The organism is Candidatus Nitrosocosmicus sp. T, assembly GCF_054408485.1.
Genome location: NZ_CP166992.1, coordinates 1769847 through 1788923, shown reverse-complemented (window position 1 = coordinate 1788923; position 19077 = coordinate 1769847). Strand labels below are relative to the sequence as shown.

Below are 19077 nucleotides of genomic sequence, written 5' to 3'. Positions count from 1 at the left end.
TCAAAAAGAAAAAAATTCCTCTACTTCAGTCCAAATAGTTGCTTAAATGGGTTAATTATGGGATCTAAGAAGGCGGTAGGATTCGTTTGATTCTCAGCCGTTGGACTCGAACTAGGCTGGACCTCATTTACGATAGATGTATTATCCTGTTGATCTATGGTTGAAGTGGCTTGACTTGTGGTTTCATTTGTTATACCGCTCTGATTTTCAATCTGTGTAGGTGTATCTTGTTGAATGGTCTCATTTGCAACTGTTGAATCAACGGTCTCATTTGCAACTGTTGAATCAACGGTCTCATTTGCAACTGTTGAATCAACGGTCTCATTTGCAACTGTTGAATCAACGGTCTCATTTGCAACTGTTGAATCAACGGTCTCATTTGCAACTGTTGAATCAACGGTCTCATCGACTAACGTATTTTGAGACATATTACTATCGTCCGTGGACATTGTTATATTGTTGAGAGGTAAAGTTTCTGCAAGTTCACTTTGATTATTTGTACTACTTTCTGTGCTTAGAGTGTCATTATCATCTTGTAATGTCATTGAAATGTTTTCACCTATAGTTTCAGATGGGATTGGGACGTCGGGTGTAATCACCGTCGCATTTTCAGGTACTACTAATTGACTATCATCTGTAGCATTAAGTGAGTTTTGAAGATTTTCATTAACACCTAATAAATTTTGATCGCTCGAGCTTTGTAATTCTTCTTCTGTCACGCTACCAGGCAAATCAGGAGTCATTATCAATGAAATATTTGATGTGACATCTCGTAAGAGGTCAGATGAATCAGAAGTTGTTTGAGCTTCACCCTCTGCTGTTGTTTGAGCTTCACCCTCTGCTGTTGTTTGAGCTTCACCCTCTGCTGTTGTTTGAGCTTCACCCTCTGCTGTTGTTTGAGCTTCACCCTCTGCTGTTGTTTGAGCTTCACCCTCTGCTGTTGTTTGAGCTTCACCCTCTGCTGTTGTTTGAGCTTCACCCTCTGCTGTTGTTTGAGCTTCACCCTCTGCTGTTGTTTGAGCTTCACCCTCTGCTGTTGTTTGAGCTTCACCCTCTGCTGTTGTTTGAGCTTCACCCTCTGCTGTTGTTTGAGCTTCACCCTCAGGTGTAACTGGAGTAATAACAGATGTCTCATTGTCATTCCCAGTGAATTCCACTGGGTCGGAACAAAATTGTACAAATTCGCAAACAAGTATCGAGCCAGCAGGATTTTGATTTACTCCGTCGACTGAGCCTGACTCAGTTTGAGCAAATAAAATTGCTGCATTGTAACTTTGAGATAGAAATAATGTTGAAATTACGAGTAAAAATAAAGTAAAGGTACGTTTATCGATCTTAATTTTTAGCATTATCTAAGCTTATTAAAAGTTTTACTTAAAAATGTTTACTAATTCCATGATAGTACTATGTTATATTTATATGTCAAAAATCAAAGTTGATTCAGTGGTGGAAATTTCCGTATTCATCAACATATCATTATCTGTAATCATGTTAGGCTCCTTTGGAATATGGATTTATCTGTTTTCTGTACTAAGAAGATCATTTAATTTATCCCCAAAAATATATTCAGATGATAGTTTGGATCTAGAAGGGGAATTAATCAGTATAATTATTCCGGCTAGAAACGAAGAAAAATATATTCAAGAATGTATACTAAGTCTTCTCGATCAAAATATGAAAAATTACGAGTTATTACTCATAGATGATAACTCTACAGATTCTACATTGCGCTTGATGGAAAGTTTTAGGCAAGATCCTAGAGTTAGAATATTCAAAGCAGGAGAAAAGCCTGCAGGTTGGGTTGGAAAAAACTGGCCCTGTTACATTGGATATCAAAACTCAAAAGGTAAATTCTTGATGTTTACCGATGCTGATACGATCCATTCAAAAAGAAGTGTCAGAGATTCATTAGGCACTCTAATCAAGCAAAAGTTGGATGTTATTACCGCAGTTCCCAACTTGAGATACCCAAATTTAATCGTAAAAATGGTATTGCCAGTGTTATCAGTTTTCATGTTTTCTAGATACTCTCCTATGAGAGTAAATGATCCTAATGTCAGTATTGGATATTTATTTGGTAGCTTTTTTGTGATTACTCGAGAGTGCTATGAAAGCGTGGGCACTCATGCCATAGTCAGATCAGAAATAGTGGAAGACGGGGCTTTAGGTAAGAAATTGAAGGAAGAAGGATATCATCTAAAAATGTTCCGTGGTGAAAATTTACTACAAGCCTATTGGGCGCGTGATTTTAATACCTTGTGGAATTCTCTAAAAAGATTGATTATTCCCTTATACTTTACCGACCGATTAAACTCAATCCTTATGACCATCGGGATATTCTTTTTAATGCCATTTCCATTCCTAGTTCTGATATATGCCTCAGTTGCATACTATGTGTATCTCGCAGATCAAGATATTTCATATAATATTTTGATACTGTTTGCATTATTTAGCGTGCTGTGTATATATGCAACAAATTTTTATCAATTGAAAAAAGCCGAAACGCATAAAGCGATTTACTTTCTAGGTGCCCCAATTGGTTGTTTCGTTGTATCCCTTTCATTTATTTGGTCTGTATTGACGTCCAAAAAGAACGGAAAGATAAAATGGCGAGATAGGGAATATAATTATAGCAAAGGGGATTAATTGCTAAAAAATCATTTACAAAAATTTATAAATGATTCTAAATTTTGGTTTGTGAGGGACAAAAAATTCCGACTCTTTTAAACAGAATTATAGATTATAAAGCAAAACTAATTCTTGACGATGGTTCTATTTTTGAAGGTACTGGATTTGGATTCCCAACAAGCGTGTCTGGAGAAATAGTATTCAACACTGGTATGGTAGGCTATACTGAAACACTTACTGACCCATCATATAGAGGACAAATATTGTGCTTTACGTATCCTTCCATTGGTAATTATGGTGTTCCTTCTGAGAAGGAATTGGACGAATTTGGTTTGCCAAAATATTTTGAATCTGATCGGATTCAGACAAGAGGCATAATAGTTAATAATTTATCGAATGTCTCAAGTCACTGGTCATGTAAAAAAACTCTTGATCAATGGATGTTCGACGAGAAAATTCCCGGAATCAGTGGTGTGGATACCCGGGAATTGACAAAAAAAATTAGGTCGAACGGTGTCATGAACTCGAAAATCGTAATGGAGAAGTCTCAAACCCAGAATGAGGAGAGCTTTGATTATGATTCTTATAATTTCATGCCTGAGGTTTCAATTAGTAAGCCTACATATTATGGAAAAAACTCATCGTCTCCAAAGATCGCATTAATTGATACAGGAACTAAATTCAGTATTATAAGAAATCTTTTGAGAATGGGATTCCATGTAGTAAGGATGCCTTGGGATTCCTCGATTGATCAAATAATGGCACATAAGCCGGTTGGCGTAGTTTTAAGTAACGGCCCTGGAGACCCCATAGTCTGTAAGGAGACTATAGAGACTGCTTCTGAATTAATCCGACGATCCGTACCTACATTAGGAATATGCTTAGGCAACCAAATTCTCGCATTGGCTGGAGGAGCTAAAACACATAAATTAAAATTTGGACACAGAGGTCAAAATAAAAGCTGTGTGGACTTAGTGTCCGATCAAACGATCATAACTAGTCAAAACCATGGATATGGCATTGAGTCGGATAGTTTGGATAAGACTGATTTTGAGATTTGGTTCGAAAATATAGATGACCACACAGTCGAAGGGATAAGACATACGGAAAAGCCAATTATAGCGGTACAATTCCATCCTGAAGCTTCACCTGGTCCTGACGACTGTTTGTATGTCTTTGATAAATTTAGAGACCTAGTAAAGACTCACGGAATCGTGGCACCATAGAAAAGATATAAATTTAATTCGTAATGTTCATAGTTTTAGTCAAAATGTTAGTTGTGATGAATATCAATGCCTCGAAACAGGGATATACATAAGGTCCTGGTACTAGGTAGCGGAGCAATAAAAATCGGAGAAGCAGGCGAAAGCTAGATCAAAAATCTGGCCGCCATTTCGACTACTCTGGTTCTCAATGCTTAAAGGCCTTAAAAGAGGAAGGTATAGATAGTATCTTAATCAATCCAAACATTGCAACTATTCAAACAGATAGGAAATTCGCAGACAAAGTTTATTTGTTACCAATAAATAGGAAATTCGTTGAAAAGGTTATAGAAATAGAAAGACCTGACTCAATTATGCTCAGCTTTGGTGGTCAGACTGCTTTAAACTGCGGAGTTGATCTTTATGACAATGAGGTTCTCCAAAAATATGATATAAGAGTTTTAAATACTTCAATAGAAGGTATTAAGTTAACTGAAGATAGACAAAAATTTAAGGATGCAATGTTAAAAAGTAACGTTCCTGTTCTTGATAGTGCAACCGCTTATTCTTATGAGGAGGCACTAACTGTATCAAAGGAAATTGGTTTCCCCGTAATAATAAGGGTGGCATACACCCTAGGTGGAAGAGGTGGTGGTGTGGCATATAATGATTATGATTTGCACGAAATAGTTCAACGAGGACTATCGTTAAGCATGGTACACCAAGTTCTGATTGAAAAGTACGTCGGAGAATGGAAGCAGATCGAATATGAAGTAATGAGAGATTCTGTCGGGAACAACGTGATCATATGTAATATGGAAAATGTTTTGGGTATGAAAGTTCATACAGGAGATAATATTGTTGTTGCCCCATCCCAAACTCTGAATAATCGAGAATATCATATGCTGCGAGACGCCGCCTTGAGAGCTACAACATATTGTAAAATTAATGGAGAATGTAATATCCAATTCGGGTTGAATCCTTTATCCGATGAGTATTGTGCCATTGAAATAAACGCACGTTTGTCACGATCTTCAGCACTTGCTAGCAAGGCTACCGGTTATCCTTTAGCATATTTGGCCGCAAAAATAGGACTCGGATACACCTTGCCTGAACTAGTCAACAAAATAACAAAAGTGACTTCAGCATGTTTCGAACCTTCACTGGATTATATGGTAGTAAAAATGCCTCGGTGGGATTTCAGGAAATTTGAGCTAGTAAAGCGGAAATTGGGTAGTGCAATGAAGTCTGTGGGTGAAGTAATGGCTATTGGGAAAAATTTTGAAGAAGTTATACAAAAGGCGATTAGAATGTGTGAAATCGGCAAGGACGGGCTGGTGGCCAACGACGGAGATGAAGGGGAATATGTCTCCATTACTAGACAGATTGAAAATTCAGCGGCGAATCATGACACTTCTCTGATAGAAAAAATAGAATATTCATTAATTCACCCCGACGATGAAATAATTTTCAATGTTGTAAGAGCAATAAAGGTCGGAATTAGTATTGAAAGGATAAATAAACTGTCAGCTATTGATCCTTGGTTTCTTATTAAAATCAAGAATGTAATTGACAAAGAGAATGAATTGAAAAGCTCAAAGTTTGATTTGCATTTAATTGAAGATTCAAAAAAATTAGGATTTTCTGATAAACAGTTGGGACGTTGTTTGAATCTCCAAGAAGATCAAGTAAGGGAATTAAGAAAAAAATTCGGGATAACACCTGTAGTAAAGCAAATTGATACTTTAGCTGCAGAATGGCCCGCAAAAACAAATTATTTGTATCTTACATATAATGGTAAATTCGATGACTTATCCTCTAGTAACGATAAAGAAAACCGATCTATAATCGTACTTGGGGCTGGTCCGTACAGGATTGGGAGTAGTGTTGAATTTGACTGGGCAACTGTCAACATGGTATTTGGTCTTAGAAAGAATGGGGTAAATAATATATCTATCATAAACTGTAATCCTGAAACGGTTTCCACGGATTATGATGTACCAGATAGGTTATATTTTGAAGAGTTGACCTTGGAAAGGGTTTTAGATATTTATGAAAAAGAGACTCCGAAAGGTCTAGTAGCCTGTGTTGGTGGACAAAGTGCAAACAATTTAGTTTCCAAATTGAGCCGATATGATGTCGAAATATTAGGAACGTCTAGTAAAGACGTAGATAATGCAGAGGATCGTTCTAAATTTAGTCATTTGTTGGATGTATTAGGAATAAAACAGCCCCCCTGGAAAATGTTTACCAATTTGGAAGAATCAAAAAATTTTGCTAACGAAGAAGGATACCCCGTCTTGGTACGACCGTCATATGTTTTAAGTGGCGCAGCCATGAAAGTCGTTTGGAGCGAAGGTCAACTCGAGCAGTTTATTTTAGAGGCATCAAGCATAAGTCCTGACTATCCAATTGTAATAAGCAAATTTTTGGAAGACGCATCAGAGGTTGAAGTTGACGCCATCGGTGGCACTAACGAAATTGTTATTGGTTCCATTATTGAACACATTGATAACGCAGGGATCCATTCCGGTGATGCTATGATGTGCATTCCACCCTGGCGTCTATATCGGGAAACAATGGAGACAATAATTGAATACACAGTTAAGATAGGTAAAGCATTGAATGTAAAAGGTCCTCTGAACATCCAATATTTGGTAAAGGACAATGAAGTATCTGTGATTGAAGCTAATGTTAGGGCGTCTCGTTCAATGCCATTTGTATCAAAGTTCTATGACCTGAATCTAATTGAATTAGCGGCAAGATCCATTCTGGGTTACGATTTTCCGACAATAGATAATGAGCATTGGCTCAAGAAATCTGGGTTTGGCATTAAGGTACCCCAATTTTCTTTTATGCAATTAGAAGGAGCTGATATTGTATTGGGGGTTGAAATGCAATCAACGGGTGAGGTTGCTTGTTTTGGTAACTCATTCTATGATGCTCTTTCGAAATCATATCTGGCTGCAGGATACTCTTTACCAACTGCAGGAGCGGCATTAATTACAATAGGAGGAACAAAGAATAAAGAAAAGCTACTTCCGCTCGTCTCCCTTATATCTGTGTTAGGTTTCAAAATATTGGCAACTGAACATACTGCAGAATACTTTAGGAAATCTGGAATTGAAAATGTGGAGTTAGTACACAAAATTAGCGAACCCGGAAGGCATCCAAACATATTATCGCTTTTAACTGAAAGGAAAATTAATTTTATAGTAAATATACCATCAACATCAACAATTGAAAAATACGTTGGAATGCTTTATGATGAATACCAAATAAGACGCAAAGCGGTAGAAATGGGAATACCAGTACTAACTACGGTGGAAAGTACAATTTCCTTCGTGAAAACTTTGGAGTGGATTAAGCATAACGAGCCTACTGTTAGACCAATGGATAGCTACTAAACCTATATTGTTATACAGTTATCTAGTAAAGCAATCCCGTTAATTGTTCTTCCAAACCAATAATCGATCCATCCATGGAGAACAAAAATGCTTTATCTACTGACCAGTCCAATTTATTGATCATTTTATCCAGTAGTGGTAATCGAGATTTTCCTGGCATCCTACCTGAAATGTTCCTATTTATTTTACTATAGTAATCTAGAATACTGTTGAAATGAGGCATTATAATCAGCTCTATATTTCTGGCATTTATGTTGTGGTTTCTTCCAGACAAATTCTTTTTAGTCAGACGGATTTTTACCCAAATTCTGTTACCATGCAATATACTTCCTTCTTTATGGATTATAGGGTGCAAATGCCCTACAATAATCTTTTCTACATTCATTCCAATCCGAGGAATGGTATGGCCATGTGTAAATAATATGTTATCTATTTCCATACCATGTGACCGCATTATATTAATATTTTCGGGTAATAATTGATTAATGTTACCATCGTGATTGCCTGGGATAAGGTAGATTTTGAATAATTTACACAATGATTCTAAAAAATAAGGAACGTTATCCCATTCTGTCCTTGTTATAATCCTAATAGATGCTTTCAAATCACCAAGGATGATCAATTCTTTTACACCCGTTTCCAAATAAATGTTCGTTAGTAGCTTTATTAATTCATCAGTATTTTTTCTCGAATCAACTAATATGCCATTTCTTTTTATTCTGTCTTCCATCCCAATATGGACATCTGAAATAACCAGAAATTTCTTAGAACCTGTGGTCTCTATCAATAGAATGGGATGAGGGTAAAGTGGAAAACACTTATTTTTATTAATATTTGAATCTTCTATCATAAGGGTCCTAATTGGTTAATATCTAAAACCTGAAGAATACAAGTTTCACTTATATGTATGTATGATGTACTATATAATGATATTTTTTTGACCCAAAATAGTTTTCCCATGAAGCAATGGCATTTGGAACATGTTGAAAAAACTATAAAAAAATTTATTACAGGACTATCAGAAACTGCGAGTATATGGGAAAAACGACAACACAAAAGGTATGGCACTATAGCAAATTGTTGTAAACAGGTTGACTACGATCTTAAACATGGAGTTACAATAGATGAGGTAGTTCAGGTTTTACACAAAATCAAAAATGATGAGACTTTTGCTCCTGTATTGCAAAGTGAGAATGCCATACTAAGATTTAATGAAATTGAAAAATATGTTCTCTCCCTAAAGAATCCTAGAACGGAGTGACCCTGTTTTCTCGGTGTTATAATAGTACATTGTTGTTCTAGTTGCATTAAAGATTTTTATGAATTATTGGAATACAATGTATAATTATTGATATTAAACCCTAGCGAACGATCAGTTACTGGAATTGTGAATGAAGCTACGGAAAATGGGGGTATATTATATGGTTCTGACTGGGCTTTCCAAATTCCGATTAAATCACCATTTTTGTTATCTAAAGCAGCAATTATAGTTGTGCTGTTTGAAGTAATATTCATATTATTAGTTATTCTACCACTTATATAGTAAAATCCGGTTGCATCGAGTTTAGAGTTCGTAGAATGTATTTCAAGGTCTCTTATATTAGTTTTTACTTTGTCATAGGTAGAGTCTATGGTATAATTCTTGACCAAACTGTTGTGATCCTTATCATATATGATAACGTCAAAAGGAGTTACCTCCAACGGGTTTAAAGGATGAACCTCAACTTGACTGCTATAATTACCCAATATAGTATTACCCTCGTCTAAAATATTTACTTGAACAAATATGTTGTCTAGAGTCATATTCAAATCATTTTGAGCTAAACCGATTATATGATGGAATTCATTTTGGTCCTGACTCAAAGATGTTTTTAATAATTTTAGACCAAATACTGCATCATCATTTGCTAGTGGTAGTATGATACCCCATATGACTAAAGCACCAAGCGTTAGACAGCATAAGTTTCCTAATAAGTAATTTGAATTGTAAACAAAGAACACACTTTTCACTAGTTTTATTTGCAGGGGATGCTTAGATTAACTTTTGGCAATCTCAAAATAATATATATTTGAGCATAGTTAGATAAAAGAAATCCTTGATAATATCAGAAGGCTCTTTTGTCTTATTTTTTTTTAATAGTGACAAGAAATGGCTAATACGAATTGAAAATGAAAAAAAATTACACACTCATCTTGGGATTATTGATACAGGTTCAACGATCGGCCTTGAATATGGTTCTCACATCATGACAAATAAGGATAAAAAGATTTTCCTTTTACCACCTAATACATACGACTTTGTAATGAAATCTCAGAGAACGACACAAATTGTATACCCAAAGGACTATGGGTATATTGCGGCTAGAACTGGCCTGAGAAACGGCTCCAAAGTATTAGAGATCGGGACTGGAAGTGCTGCTCTCTCTACCTTCCTTGCAAGTATAGTCATGCCAGGAGGTCATGTTTATACCTTTGATGTTAATGAGGATTTCATGTCCATAGCAAAGAAGAATTTAGAAAAATCTGGGATGGATGCTTTTGTAACCCAAGCAATATTTGAACCCGTGAAAATAGATCAAATCCATGACGTGGATCTAGTCGTGATCGATCTAGGTGATCCATGGAATTATTTAGATGTGGTTCATCCATGCATGAAGAGCGGTGCATCCGTAGTGTGTATATGCCCAACGATGAATCAATTGGAAAACTTGGCGACCCATTTTTTCCGCGGTGGTTTTGTTGATTCAGATTGTGTAGAAACCTTTATTCGAAAAATCGAGGCCAGAGAAGGCAAAACCCGTCCTTCTATGAGAATGATAGGACATACGACATACTTGGGATTTGCAAGAAAAGTGTTGAAATAGAGCAGTTTTCCAAATTGTCATCTTTTAATTTCATGCTTTATCCAGATCTGTTTGATACTATAAACTAGTAAAGTCACCTATCCTGTAAATAAGTACAGCTGATCGATATCAATTTGCTGACCGCTGGGAAACAAATTGGTGGATCTGCAAGCAAATAGAGTAACGACTGATCAATAACGAAAAATTACTAACAAAAATCTTAATTAGTATTAAATCATTATGTCTAGTTCTTTAACGAAAATCAAAGCCCTAACTCTAATTAGTTACTTTAAAGATTTTTAATTACAGGTTAATTAACATATAAAGTCCAATGTCATAGGACTATGTTTAAGAAAATGAACCAAGATTGGTCAAATCCTGCAGTATTTTTTTTGAACGATGATTACTCTCTATGCTGTCGAGCTCCTTTTTAGCAAGTTGTGAATAGGTAAGATAAGTGTTCTCCATTATCTCAATAAATATATTATCTTCGTCGTTCTGCTTGACCAGTATGTTAAACAATCTTTCTTCATTATTATAATCAATCAAGTCATCATGGATCTGATAAGCGATACCCAGAAGTCGGCCAAAATTTGCAAGAGCATTAATTTGGTCTTCATTCCCATTTGCCAATATTGCACCGATTTTAGCCGAGGCCTCAAACAATGATGCCGTCTTATTTTCAATGACGGTGATATATTCCTCTTGAGATATTTTGTGATTTTTAACTAATCGTAACTCAAGCATTTCACCTTCGCTCATTTTGATCGATGCGGTAGATAGTTCTTGAGTAACGCGATTGTTTTTAGTTTTAGCACTTATATTTAGTATGATGCCTAAAATAAAATCTGCTGTAAGGATACTTGCATTATAACCATATTTGACATGGAAAGAAGGCAAACCCCTTCTGATGTTGTCTGAGTCTATAATATCATCATGTATCACTGATTCTGTATGTAGTAATTCGATTGCTGAAGAAACAGCAAAAATATTTTCCATAGCCTTTGAGTTTAGAGAGCTGATATTGTCATTGTTAATGGTTTCAGCTGCGAGGTTTAAAATCAACGGTCTGATTCGTTTACCACCATGACATGCATATTTGAGTGGAAGATAAAACTCTGACCAAGAATAAGACTCTATCTCTCTCGATAAGGATTCATTAATTTTGCTAATATATTCATTAAACCTTTCAACAAATGGATTTAACTGAAAGTCTCTTTCATTCAATAATAATTCCTAGCCTACATAAGTAATTTCCTCTGAACTTATTAATGCTTGTTTTTATCGTTAAGGAGATATATTTAGGATTTTATATGATTTGTCTTCATAATAATATTGGACCAGTAATAGTCACACTAATTAGAAATTGCAAAAAGTATTCTACAACAAAGCGCTAGTTTTTACAATTATAAGATGACAATGGATCAATTGAAGAAATTGCTGATTTAGCATAAATACTTTCGAGGAAAGGATATTTACATTCCCTATGTGAAGACATGACTGATAAAATAAGTGATTTCTATTCAAATATCTAAATTAGTACTATTATGGTTACCTGAGACAAAACTAGTATTAATTGATGCTATTAGGAAATTTTCTCAGAAATAGATTCTTTGAAAAGATTGAAGTTTGACTTTGTTTTTGGATTACTTTCATTAAGTTAGCAGTCTAACCATTTACTGGTTCGAATAACAATGTCATTTTACAGGGGAGCTTAAAAATATCTGCTGAGCAGAAACTAAAATGATTTATGCTGTCAGGTACTAACAAAATGACAATTTAACTAATTTAGGAGTTTTCTTATGTCAGACCTCTATCTATTTGTGGATATACCCTGCAATTTTTTCCTCTAGTAACAGCAAAATATGAGACTGATTGGATTCATTCCTGTTCTTTCTCATTTAACAAAACCTCGCCAATAATGGATGTTTAGTTATTTAGACTCTATATAGTTTGATGCAGAAATCTACTAAAGCTTTTCCTCAGTCTAATACCACTAAATCATGCAAAAAAAATTTAAATCATTAGTTTAATTCTATAGTGCATTAATGAATTCCTTTTATGTCCTTGATTCGGATTCGGTTTTAATTAGGCCAACTACTGTTGCTGATATTCCAGAGATTGTAAGATTACAGGAAGAATCTTTTGCTGAGTTAGCAAAGCTAGGTAATATTTGGCATCCTGAGGAATTGAAAAGTCATCTGAACATATTCCCAGAGGGTCAACTTATTGCTGAGCTTGAGGGTAAAATTGTAGGATCCGCTACAAGTCTAATCGTTCATTTAAATCCTAATTATGCTGACCACACTTGGACGGAGATTACTGGGAATGGACTGCTCACAACACATTTACCAGGTGGTGATACTCTGTATGGAGCTGATATCTCCACACACCCAAAAGTTAGGCATAGGGGTATAGGCCATAAGTTGTATCAAGGGAGAAAGGATATCACCATGAGAATGAATTTGAAAAGAATGATTGCGGGTGGTAGACTCTACAATTATTGTGAATATTCTGAAAAATTAACACCAATAGAGTATGCTCTGGAAGTTGTAAACTGCAAATTGCACGACCTTGTGTTGAGTTTTGACCTCATCAATGGATTTCAATTTATTAAAATCCTTTCAAATTATCTTGATGATGCTCGCTCGTTAGACTATGCAGGCTTCATAGAATGGATTAATCCTCATTATGAACAGAACCAGGAAAAATGAAGTCAACGTTTAACAGTTCCATTCTATCTGGAATAAACCTCATTTTCTTTTACCGTTAGTGCCCAGAAGTTTAGACAGAATTTTTCATTGATTCTAAGAACTATCTTGAATCAATCTTTGTATTGTAGTATGATTGGTAATTCATAAGGTGATTAAATAACGAATAAAGGCATCATATCTTTAATCGTTGTTAATACTTATTCTTCTTGCTGTAAACAGGAAAAAACAAATGTTGTCTTGAAATGTATGACATACAGTCTGGATTCTTTTTTATGGCCAAAGATAAATTGCACTAGAACCATCTGAATATTCATTGTATCGTCAACATAGTACCCATAATTTTACCGACCGGACCTATTCTACTTTCGAATAAATCTAATAGCAACAAAAGCACCTCTCATTACCAAATTTTTTGAAGACCCTGGCTTCATCTTTATCTTACTTTAGTTTAATGTTTCATAATTTTTAATCTATAAAATTATCTGAAATTATTAATATGATTAATTATGGATGATATAATATGGATGCTTATGATTGTATATTAACGAAACTCGAGGTAAGAGAATTTGATGATCAGAGGAGTGTCTCTTCAGAAATAAGGTTAAAAATTTTGGAATCGGCTAGGCTTACTGGTAGTTCTCTAAATACTCAACCATGGAGATTTATAGTCATACAGAATAAAGATAATCTGATGAAATTATCTGATGATAGCACTAGTGGTAAGTGGATTTCTGGGGCTAATTTCGCAATAATCATTCTAACTAATCCCTATTTTCGATTTCATCTTATTGATGCTGGCAAGGTAGTGCAGAATATGCAACTTGCTGCTTGGAATTACGGCGTTGGTTCTGCTCTATTTACTGGGATTGAAGAGGATCGAATGCGAAAAGATTTTGCTATCCCAATTGATTATAAACCGGTAATTGTAGTGGGATTTGGATACCCAAAAAGGAAAATAACTGGTAAGACAAAAAAGAAGAATAGATTGACTATGCATGAACTAGTTTCATTCGAAGAATACGGTAAATCTTGATTCTAAAGCAATTTTGTGATATGAGGTCAGTACCTCGATGAAATTGATAAGTAAATCGCTTACTGATGAGTATTATTTTAAATATGATTAATATGCTGAAATGGGGCGGCTAAAGGTCATTAATTTGAGTAATTATTATTTGATTAGTCTGGCTACGCCATAGGTTCTTAAAATTGCCATTAAGGTTTTATTGATGAATGAATCTTGTATATCATAATACTCAAATTCCCGTCTCCACAATAAATTTTTAAGGGATTATATGTAATAAAAATTATGAGAATAAAGACTTTTTGTTCTTTGACCATAATTCCTACATTGATACTTGTCCTACTGTTATTGTCATCATTAGATAATTATTCTATGCCCGCCGATACCTATGGTCAGCCTCTAGGCGAAATATCTTTGAATCAAGCCGATCCAGGTGCTTTTTCAAATAATGCCTCAGTTGCGAATTCTACGACAGCCTATAATAGCAATGCTAGTAGATGATTGCAAGAATATCTAGATTTCAATATTTAATTGGACCCTATGAGCGAGAATGATGGATAAGTAGATGACTGAAGCAATACTTTTCCTGTTGAGCCATACTCTAATTTGAATAGGGTTGAGTATTCAAATTCGTTATTAATTATAAATTTAATATATTTAAAAATATGATAAATTCACATGATAGTTCAATCGATGAACAATATCGTTCAACTATTTCGCAATTCAATATTCTGAACCTTAATATTTTAATAGGTTTAAGCTTTCTTAAACAAGCGGTCAAACCATTTAATATTTTGTCAAAACCTGAAGAGAAATGTCCTATGCTATTTCGAGAGCTTGAAGTATTAAGAAAGACCCGCCTTGCACGATGAGAATGAGACCTTTTATACTGCAAGTTAATTATCTAAGAAAGGCCCGTTTTAATAACAAGCATGGGATATTTGACATTTACAATAAATTACAGTCAGATTTATAACATAGGTTATCAATTAAACATAACTGATTCCAGATACTAAACTTAAAGTATTCAAATTTATCTTCAGAATTACATTATTGATCTTAGAATTCTATTGGCAAAACACCAATGCTCCGGCCGGGATTTGAACCCGGGATCTGCGACTCGAAAGGCCGCAATGCTTGACCGGACTGTGCAGCTTTTATTGCTACTACACCACCGGAGCTTCAATTTGAGTATTTTAAAGATATTATAAAATCCTTTTTATTTGTCTTCTGATGTTGAGGTTGTTGTTTTCTGAAATACTCTTTGACATCATGAACTAGATATAATTGAGTAAATAATTCCTGACTACATTTTCCGCTGAGAAGGAAAATCTCAAGTATATGTAGTTTCATATCTAAATATTGAGCAAGAGACTGGAACCTCCACAAATAGATTCTGACATAGTCGTGTCAAAATATGACGAAAATAGTATACGATTTTTAGAAGAGGCCCTGAATGATGATAAGAGATATCTTACTATAACATCTATGAAAAAAAACAATCGAATTAAGGATAAGTTCGGATGTCGTGTATTATGTCAGGACTGTGAGTTAGCTAAGTGCACCATATTACAGCCATTTGGCTATAACAAACCCAAAAAAATTCAATGCGTTAAATGTGAATATTTGTACTTCAATCAATAATACTTCACCTTCTGTTGGAACAAATAATAATACTGATCTAGTCTACCAAATTAGATTCTCATAGTTGCGGAGTTATTATTATTGATAGATTGCTGTCCAAATAGTAGTAATTATTTGTATTACAGATAGTATTTTTAGAATCCTACAGGTTTTGAAAAGTGTGTTTGCAAATCACGTCTTTCAGATTGTTTTGCCTCATAGCGAATTCATATAGAAAGTTCTTTACTCAATTCTAACTTATTTATAAATATTAACAGGGATACAAAATTTTGGATTGTGATATCTGATTCTACTTGATGCCAGCCAGTCGTTAATAGTAATATTCTTATTGATAGCGATATAGATTTTCAAGTTATGGTTTGTCAATCTAACTATTTTTGTCAAACTTGTCGTTTTGAGTCACTCCGAGTCAATCAAATATATTTTGAATGTTGAAATAACTTATGAAATCCAAATCATCTGTATGTATGAGATGTAAGGCTAATTTTAGTAGAAAATAGTATACATTAAGACACAATCTCATTGTCCATAATAATTCGGACAAAATAGTGTCATACTCTAATAGCTCCACTAATTCGAGTCGTCCAACAAATCGGTCAAAAGAATTAAAATATTCTAACAACAATAAGTTTCATAAATTCAAATATTTGCAATCAGAATTCGAGTTCCAACAGGATGACGATTACATAGATCTCTTATTGGAGGATGAGACCAACATTGATTCTAAAATAGTGAGAATTTTAGGTGAATGTTCAAACCATATCGGGAGCTTGAATCCTCATTAAGTAGTATGGACCCTCAAACTAAGGCCAGAATATTAGATAATTCTTTTACCTTTTCACTATTGTCTCATAATCCGACAAGTTCGTTGAGTGAAATTACTGACTTTTATTGACCAAACATTATGTTAAGAGAAATCGCAAAACATTGCTCTATAGCAAGAAATATCCCTATTCATGAAGCAATAGAATTTGTCAAAGAAACTGTGAGGAATTTGTCTTTAATTCGCAGAATTAATAATTAAACATGATTTTGCCGAATGACAATCTTCTTTTAGTTATCTAAACAAATCCTAAGTAAAGTTAGTAGCCGATTAATTTAGTCGAGTGAGATTTTAAATACAAAATGTTTATTATTGGAAAAATGACAACAAGGATGTATGACCCTCTTGATAGATAAAATCAATGCAGAGATTGAAAAAGATAGTTTGTTGAAGCACAAATTTTACCAGATGTGGCAAGAAGGAAAGCTTACCTTAGATCAGTTGAGCGGATATTCAAAGGAGTACTACCATCTAGTGAAGAATGTTCCATCTTTTGCTGAAAATGTATTAGCAAATAATCAAAATGAGAGGTACGATAAAATAATTGAGAGTATTCTTGCTGAGGAAAGAGAGCATGTAGAACCATGGATAAGATTTGCTACTTCATTAAATGTGAGACCCGAAGAATTGAATCAATATCCTGGAGAATCTCTTACTAGAAAGGCAATAAGTGATTTATCAATGATCTCTAAATCATCGTTTGAAGAAGGAGTTGCCGCACTTTATGCATTTGAAAAGGAATTGCCAAAGATAAGCGAGACGAAGAGTAACGGACTGAGACAATTCTATAATAAATTTGATGATGACTCACATCGTTATTTTGATATCCATAAGGAAGCAGATATTTATCATGCTAAAGTCTGGGAGAATATTCTAAATGAATGTCCAGAGACTATGCACGAAAAAGTTATGAATGCCGTAAAAATTTCTTTGACCGCTCAAAATGAGCTATTAGATTCGGTTCACGACAAATATGTAAAGAAGAATGTGCAAAGTTAAGTGTTTATAAACAAAACCTTTATACACTCATTTCATTTTTAAACAAAAATGAATGGGCCCATAGCTTAGCCTGGTAGAGCGACCGGCTCATAACCGGTAGGTCAGGGGTTCAAACCCCCTTGGGCCCATGTCAAATTTGACTTAATTTCTGGATTCAATAGTTAAATTGGATTTTTCGTTTTAAGAGGACCAAAAGTCCCACATGGCTGTTCTCCTCCAATTACGTAGACTGATCCATTAGGTTTCAGCCATTTTAATATAAATAATAATAATCATCACACATTCTATTACGTATTGTATAAAAATTTTGGGAAACCGTGTCCTTGGTGCAAGTCTTGGGTTAAGAGTGAAATGAAGATAGAAGTATCACAAGTAAATTGGAAAAATCGAACTGGGCTATTTACCGTGTATGGCAGGGCCACATGCCGCTATTGTCGAAAAACAATGAATGGGAAAAATAGATTCAACAAATCCAGGCCGGATAATAACCCATCAAATTGGTGGACGGAATGGAAAATAATTCCTTTGGCTCTCATGGAGCACGCTGAATGCCCCAACTGTAGTTCGAAAAATATTATAACAGAAAATATTGAGAATATTATTACGAATGAGGGTATTGACATTCTAGTTTCCTTTAAGTGTAAAAATTGCAATAGCACCGAATCTCAAATTATTAGAGAATTTCAAAGCTTATGGGATATAACTGAATCAATCAAAATAAGTCCAGACAACATAGAAATTATTGAGGGTAATTCAGATGAAATAAATCAATCTTTTATTGATTAAATGGAAAAATATTATGATAGTTTTATTTGTCGGAAATTGATTAAGGAGTTAGCTATTTAGGGAAATCAGATAAACTAGATTGATGACGTCCATTGGATTGACCGGAATTGTTTTCGTATCGCTCCAATTCAGTCTTCCAATCCATTTCAGACATATCCATCAGCTTCAAAAAATCGTTAACGGATTGAGGACCAAAGCCTGCAAAATGGTTGTTAAATGCTATTAATACATCGCGTATACTTGAACTTTCATTCTGCAAATCTCTAGCCTGCTTTACATATTCAAGCATCTCATTTCTTCTGTTCTTGACGATTTTATCAAAATCCATCTCTGAAATGCTTCTATCCCCTATGAATCTAATGTATACCTGATCAGAAGTTATGATTAAAGGAGATTCCAATTCATCCCTTACACTCCAAACTAATGAGATGTTATTATCTTTTAAAAAATGATATACATTATCACTAAACCATGAGGAATGTCGCACTTCTAAAGAATATCTGAATCTCTTATCTAGATGTCGGACCATGTCTTGCAAAGGATTAAAGCCTTTCTTTTCTGAAAGAAAGGGTAGAAGTTGTATTAATAACGTTAGTGTTTTGTCGATTAGTGCTTCTATCGCATAGAATAATATAGACAGTGGTTTTATCACATCTTCTAATTTCTTCTCATGAGTTATTACCTTGGGAAATTTCAAAGAAAACTTGAAATCTTCAGGGGTCTTGTCTTTCCAACCTCTAACTGTAGATCTCGAGGGTATGCGATAATAAGTAGAATCAACCTCAACAAATTTAAAAAATTTCGAATAATAAGATAAGTAGTCTTTACTTTCCATTTTTTTTGGATAAAAATTGCTTTTCCAGCCTTCATAACTCCAGCCAGAGCAACCTATATTCAAAGTCAAGTTTCATGTAAATAGATCAAGACATACAAAAACTTTAGAAAAAACAAAACTACTTCCCAAACTTAGTATTTTTAATGTGCTTAAAACATGCGAATTATTGGCAAAA

At 34.5% G+C, this 19077-nt stretch carries 15 protein-coding genes, 2 tRNA genes and 1 pseudogene; 12 read left to right on the top strand and 6 right to left on the bottom strand.

Going from position 1 to position 19077, the window contains the following annotated elements; translation table 11 throughout:
- Positions 1-20 precede the first annotated feature (20 nt).
- Positions 21-1349: a hypothetical protein gene (locus tag AB0A59_RS09065; protein WP_458743139.1), complete on the bottom strand. Its 1329-nt coding sequence runs from the start codon at positions 1347-1349 to the stop codon at positions 21-23.
- 70 nt (positions 1350-1419) lie between these two features.
- On the opposite strand from AB0A59_RS09065, the gene AB0A59_RS09060 reads away from it, so the two are divergent.
- From AB0A59_RS09060 to carB, 3 genes and pseudogenes are all read left to right on the top strand, one after another.
- Complete coding sequence (locus AB0A59_RS09060) at positions 1420-2646, top strand: glycosyltransferase family 2 protein (RefSeq protein WP_458743137.1); 1227 nt, start codon at positions 1420-1422, stop codon at positions 2644-2646.
- A gap of 44 nt (positions 2647-2690) precedes the next feature.
- Entirely contained in the window at positions 2691-3854 is a 1164-nt protein-coding gene (gene carA / locus AB0A59_RS09055; RefSeq protein WP_458743135.1) for a glutamine-hydrolyzing carbamoyl-phosphate synthase small subunit, read from the top strand.
- 66 nt (positions 3855-3920) lie between these two features.
- Positions 3921-7237 (top strand): annotated as a pseudogene (gene carB / locus AB0A59_RS09050) (carbamoyl-phosphate synthase (glutamine-hydrolyzing) large subunit).
- A gap of 22 nt (positions 7238-7259) precedes the next feature.
- Here carB and AB0A59_RS09045 read toward each other — a convergent pair.
- A complete protein-coding gene (locus AB0A59_RS09045) occupies positions 7260-8087 on the bottom strand; it encodes a metallophosphoesterase (protein ID WP_458743133.1) in 828 nt (275 codons plus the stop codon).
- A 57-nt stretch (positions 8088-8144) separates the two neighbouring features.
- Here AB0A59_RS09045 and AB0A59_RS09040 point away from each other — a divergent pair, with 57 nt between their 5' ends.
- Positions 8145-8498, top strand: coding sequence for a hypothetical protein (locus AB0A59_RS09040; RefSeq protein ID WP_458743131.1), 354 nt, complete (start codon positions 8145-8147; stop codon positions 8496-8498).
- A gap of 56 nt (positions 8499-8554) precedes the next feature.
- Here AB0A59_RS09040 and AB0A59_RS09035 read toward each other — a convergent pair whose 3' ends face one another.
- Positions 8555-9247, bottom strand: a complete 693-nt coding sequence (locus AB0A59_RS09035) for an FxLYD domain-containing protein (protein WP_458743129.1) — start codon at positions 9245-9247, stop codon at positions 8555-8557.
- Positions 9248-9333: 86 nt separating this feature from the next.
- On the opposite strand from AB0A59_RS09035, the gene AB0A59_RS09030 reads away from it, so the two are divergent.
- Positions 9334-10101 carry a tRNA (adenine-N1)-methyltransferase gene (locus tag AB0A59_RS09030; RefSeq protein ID WP_458743127.1) on the top strand — a complete coding sequence of 256 codons (768 nt, stop codon included), beginning with the start codon at positions 9334-9336 and terminating at the stop codon, positions 10099-10101.
- A gap of 327 nt (positions 10102-10428) precedes the next feature.
- Here the strand turns inward: AB0A59_RS09030 and AB0A59_RS09025 are convergent, their stop codons facing one another.
- Positions 10429-11307 (bottom strand): polyprenyl synthetase family protein, encoded by an 879-nt coding sequence (locus AB0A59_RS09025; RefSeq protein WP_458743125.1) that lies wholly within the window; start codon positions 11305-11307, stop codon positions 10429-10431.
- An 821-nt stretch (positions 11308-12128) separates the two neighbouring features.
- Here AB0A59_RS09025 and AB0A59_RS09020 point away from each other — a divergent pair.
- The 4 genes from AB0A59_RS09020 (at position 12129) to AB0A59_RS09005 (ending at position 14687) form a co-directional block, all read left to right on the top strand.
- Positions 12129-12794 (top strand): GNAT family N-acetyltransferase, encoded by a 666-nt coding sequence (locus AB0A59_RS09020; RefSeq protein WP_458743123.1) that lies wholly within the window; start codon positions 12129-12131, stop codon positions 12792-12794.
- A 520-nt stretch (positions 12795-13314) separates the two neighbouring features.
- Positions 13315-13827 carry a nitroreductase family protein gene (locus AB0A59_RS09015; RefSeq protein ID WP_458743121.1) on the top strand — a complete coding sequence of 171 codons (513 nt, stop codon included), beginning with the start codon at positions 13315-13317 and terminating at the stop codon, positions 13825-13827.
- A gap of 273 nt (positions 13828-14100) precedes the next feature.
- Positions 14101-14316: a hypothetical protein gene (locus tag AB0A59_RS09010; protein WP_458743119.1), complete on the top strand. Its 216-nt coding sequence runs from the start codon at positions 14101-14103 to the stop codon at positions 14314-14316.
- 164 nt (positions 14317-14480) lie between these two features.
- Positions 14481-14687 carry a hypothetical protein gene (locus AB0A59_RS09005; RefSeq protein WP_458743117.1) on the top strand — a complete coding sequence of 69 codons (207 nt, stop codon included), beginning with the start codon at positions 14481-14483 and terminating at the stop codon, positions 14685-14687.
- Positions 14688-14900: 213 nt separating this feature from the next.
- Here AB0A59_RS09005 and AB0A59_RS09000 read toward each other — a convergent pair.
- Positions 14901-14996, bottom strand: a tRNA-Glu gene (locus tag AB0A59_RS09000).
- Positions 14997-16627: 1631 nt separating this feature from the next.
- Here AB0A59_RS09000 and AB0A59_RS08995 point away from each other — a divergent pair.
- The 3 genes from AB0A59_RS08995 to AB0A59_RS08985 all read left to right on the top strand — a co-directional run bounded on the left by AB0A59_RS08995 (position 16628) and on the right by AB0A59_RS08985 (position 18067).
- Positions 16628-17281 carry a TenA family transcriptional regulator gene (locus AB0A59_RS08995; RefSeq protein WP_458743115.1) on the top strand — a complete coding sequence of 218 codons (654 nt, stop codon included), beginning with the start codon at positions 16628-16630 and terminating at the stop codon, positions 17279-17281.
- Between the two features lie 54 nt (positions 17282-17335).
- Positions 17336-17409, top strand: a tRNA-Ile gene (locus AB0A59_RS08990).
- A 223-nt stretch (positions 17410-17632) separates the two neighbouring features.
- Positions 17633-18067, top strand: coding sequence for a hypothetical protein (locus tag AB0A59_RS08985; protein ID WP_458743113.1), 435 nt, complete (start codon positions 17633-17635; stop codon positions 18065-18067).
- A gap of 52 nt (positions 18068-18119) precedes the next feature.
- Here the strand turns inward: AB0A59_RS08985 and AB0A59_RS08980 are convergent, their stop codons facing one another.
- On the bottom strand, positions 18120-18965 hold the full coding sequence (locus AB0A59_RS08980; protein WP_458743111.1) for a DUF72 domain-containing protein: 846 nt from the start codon (positions 18963-18965) through the stop codon (positions 18120-18122).
- Positions 18966-19077: the final 112 nt, after the last annotated feature.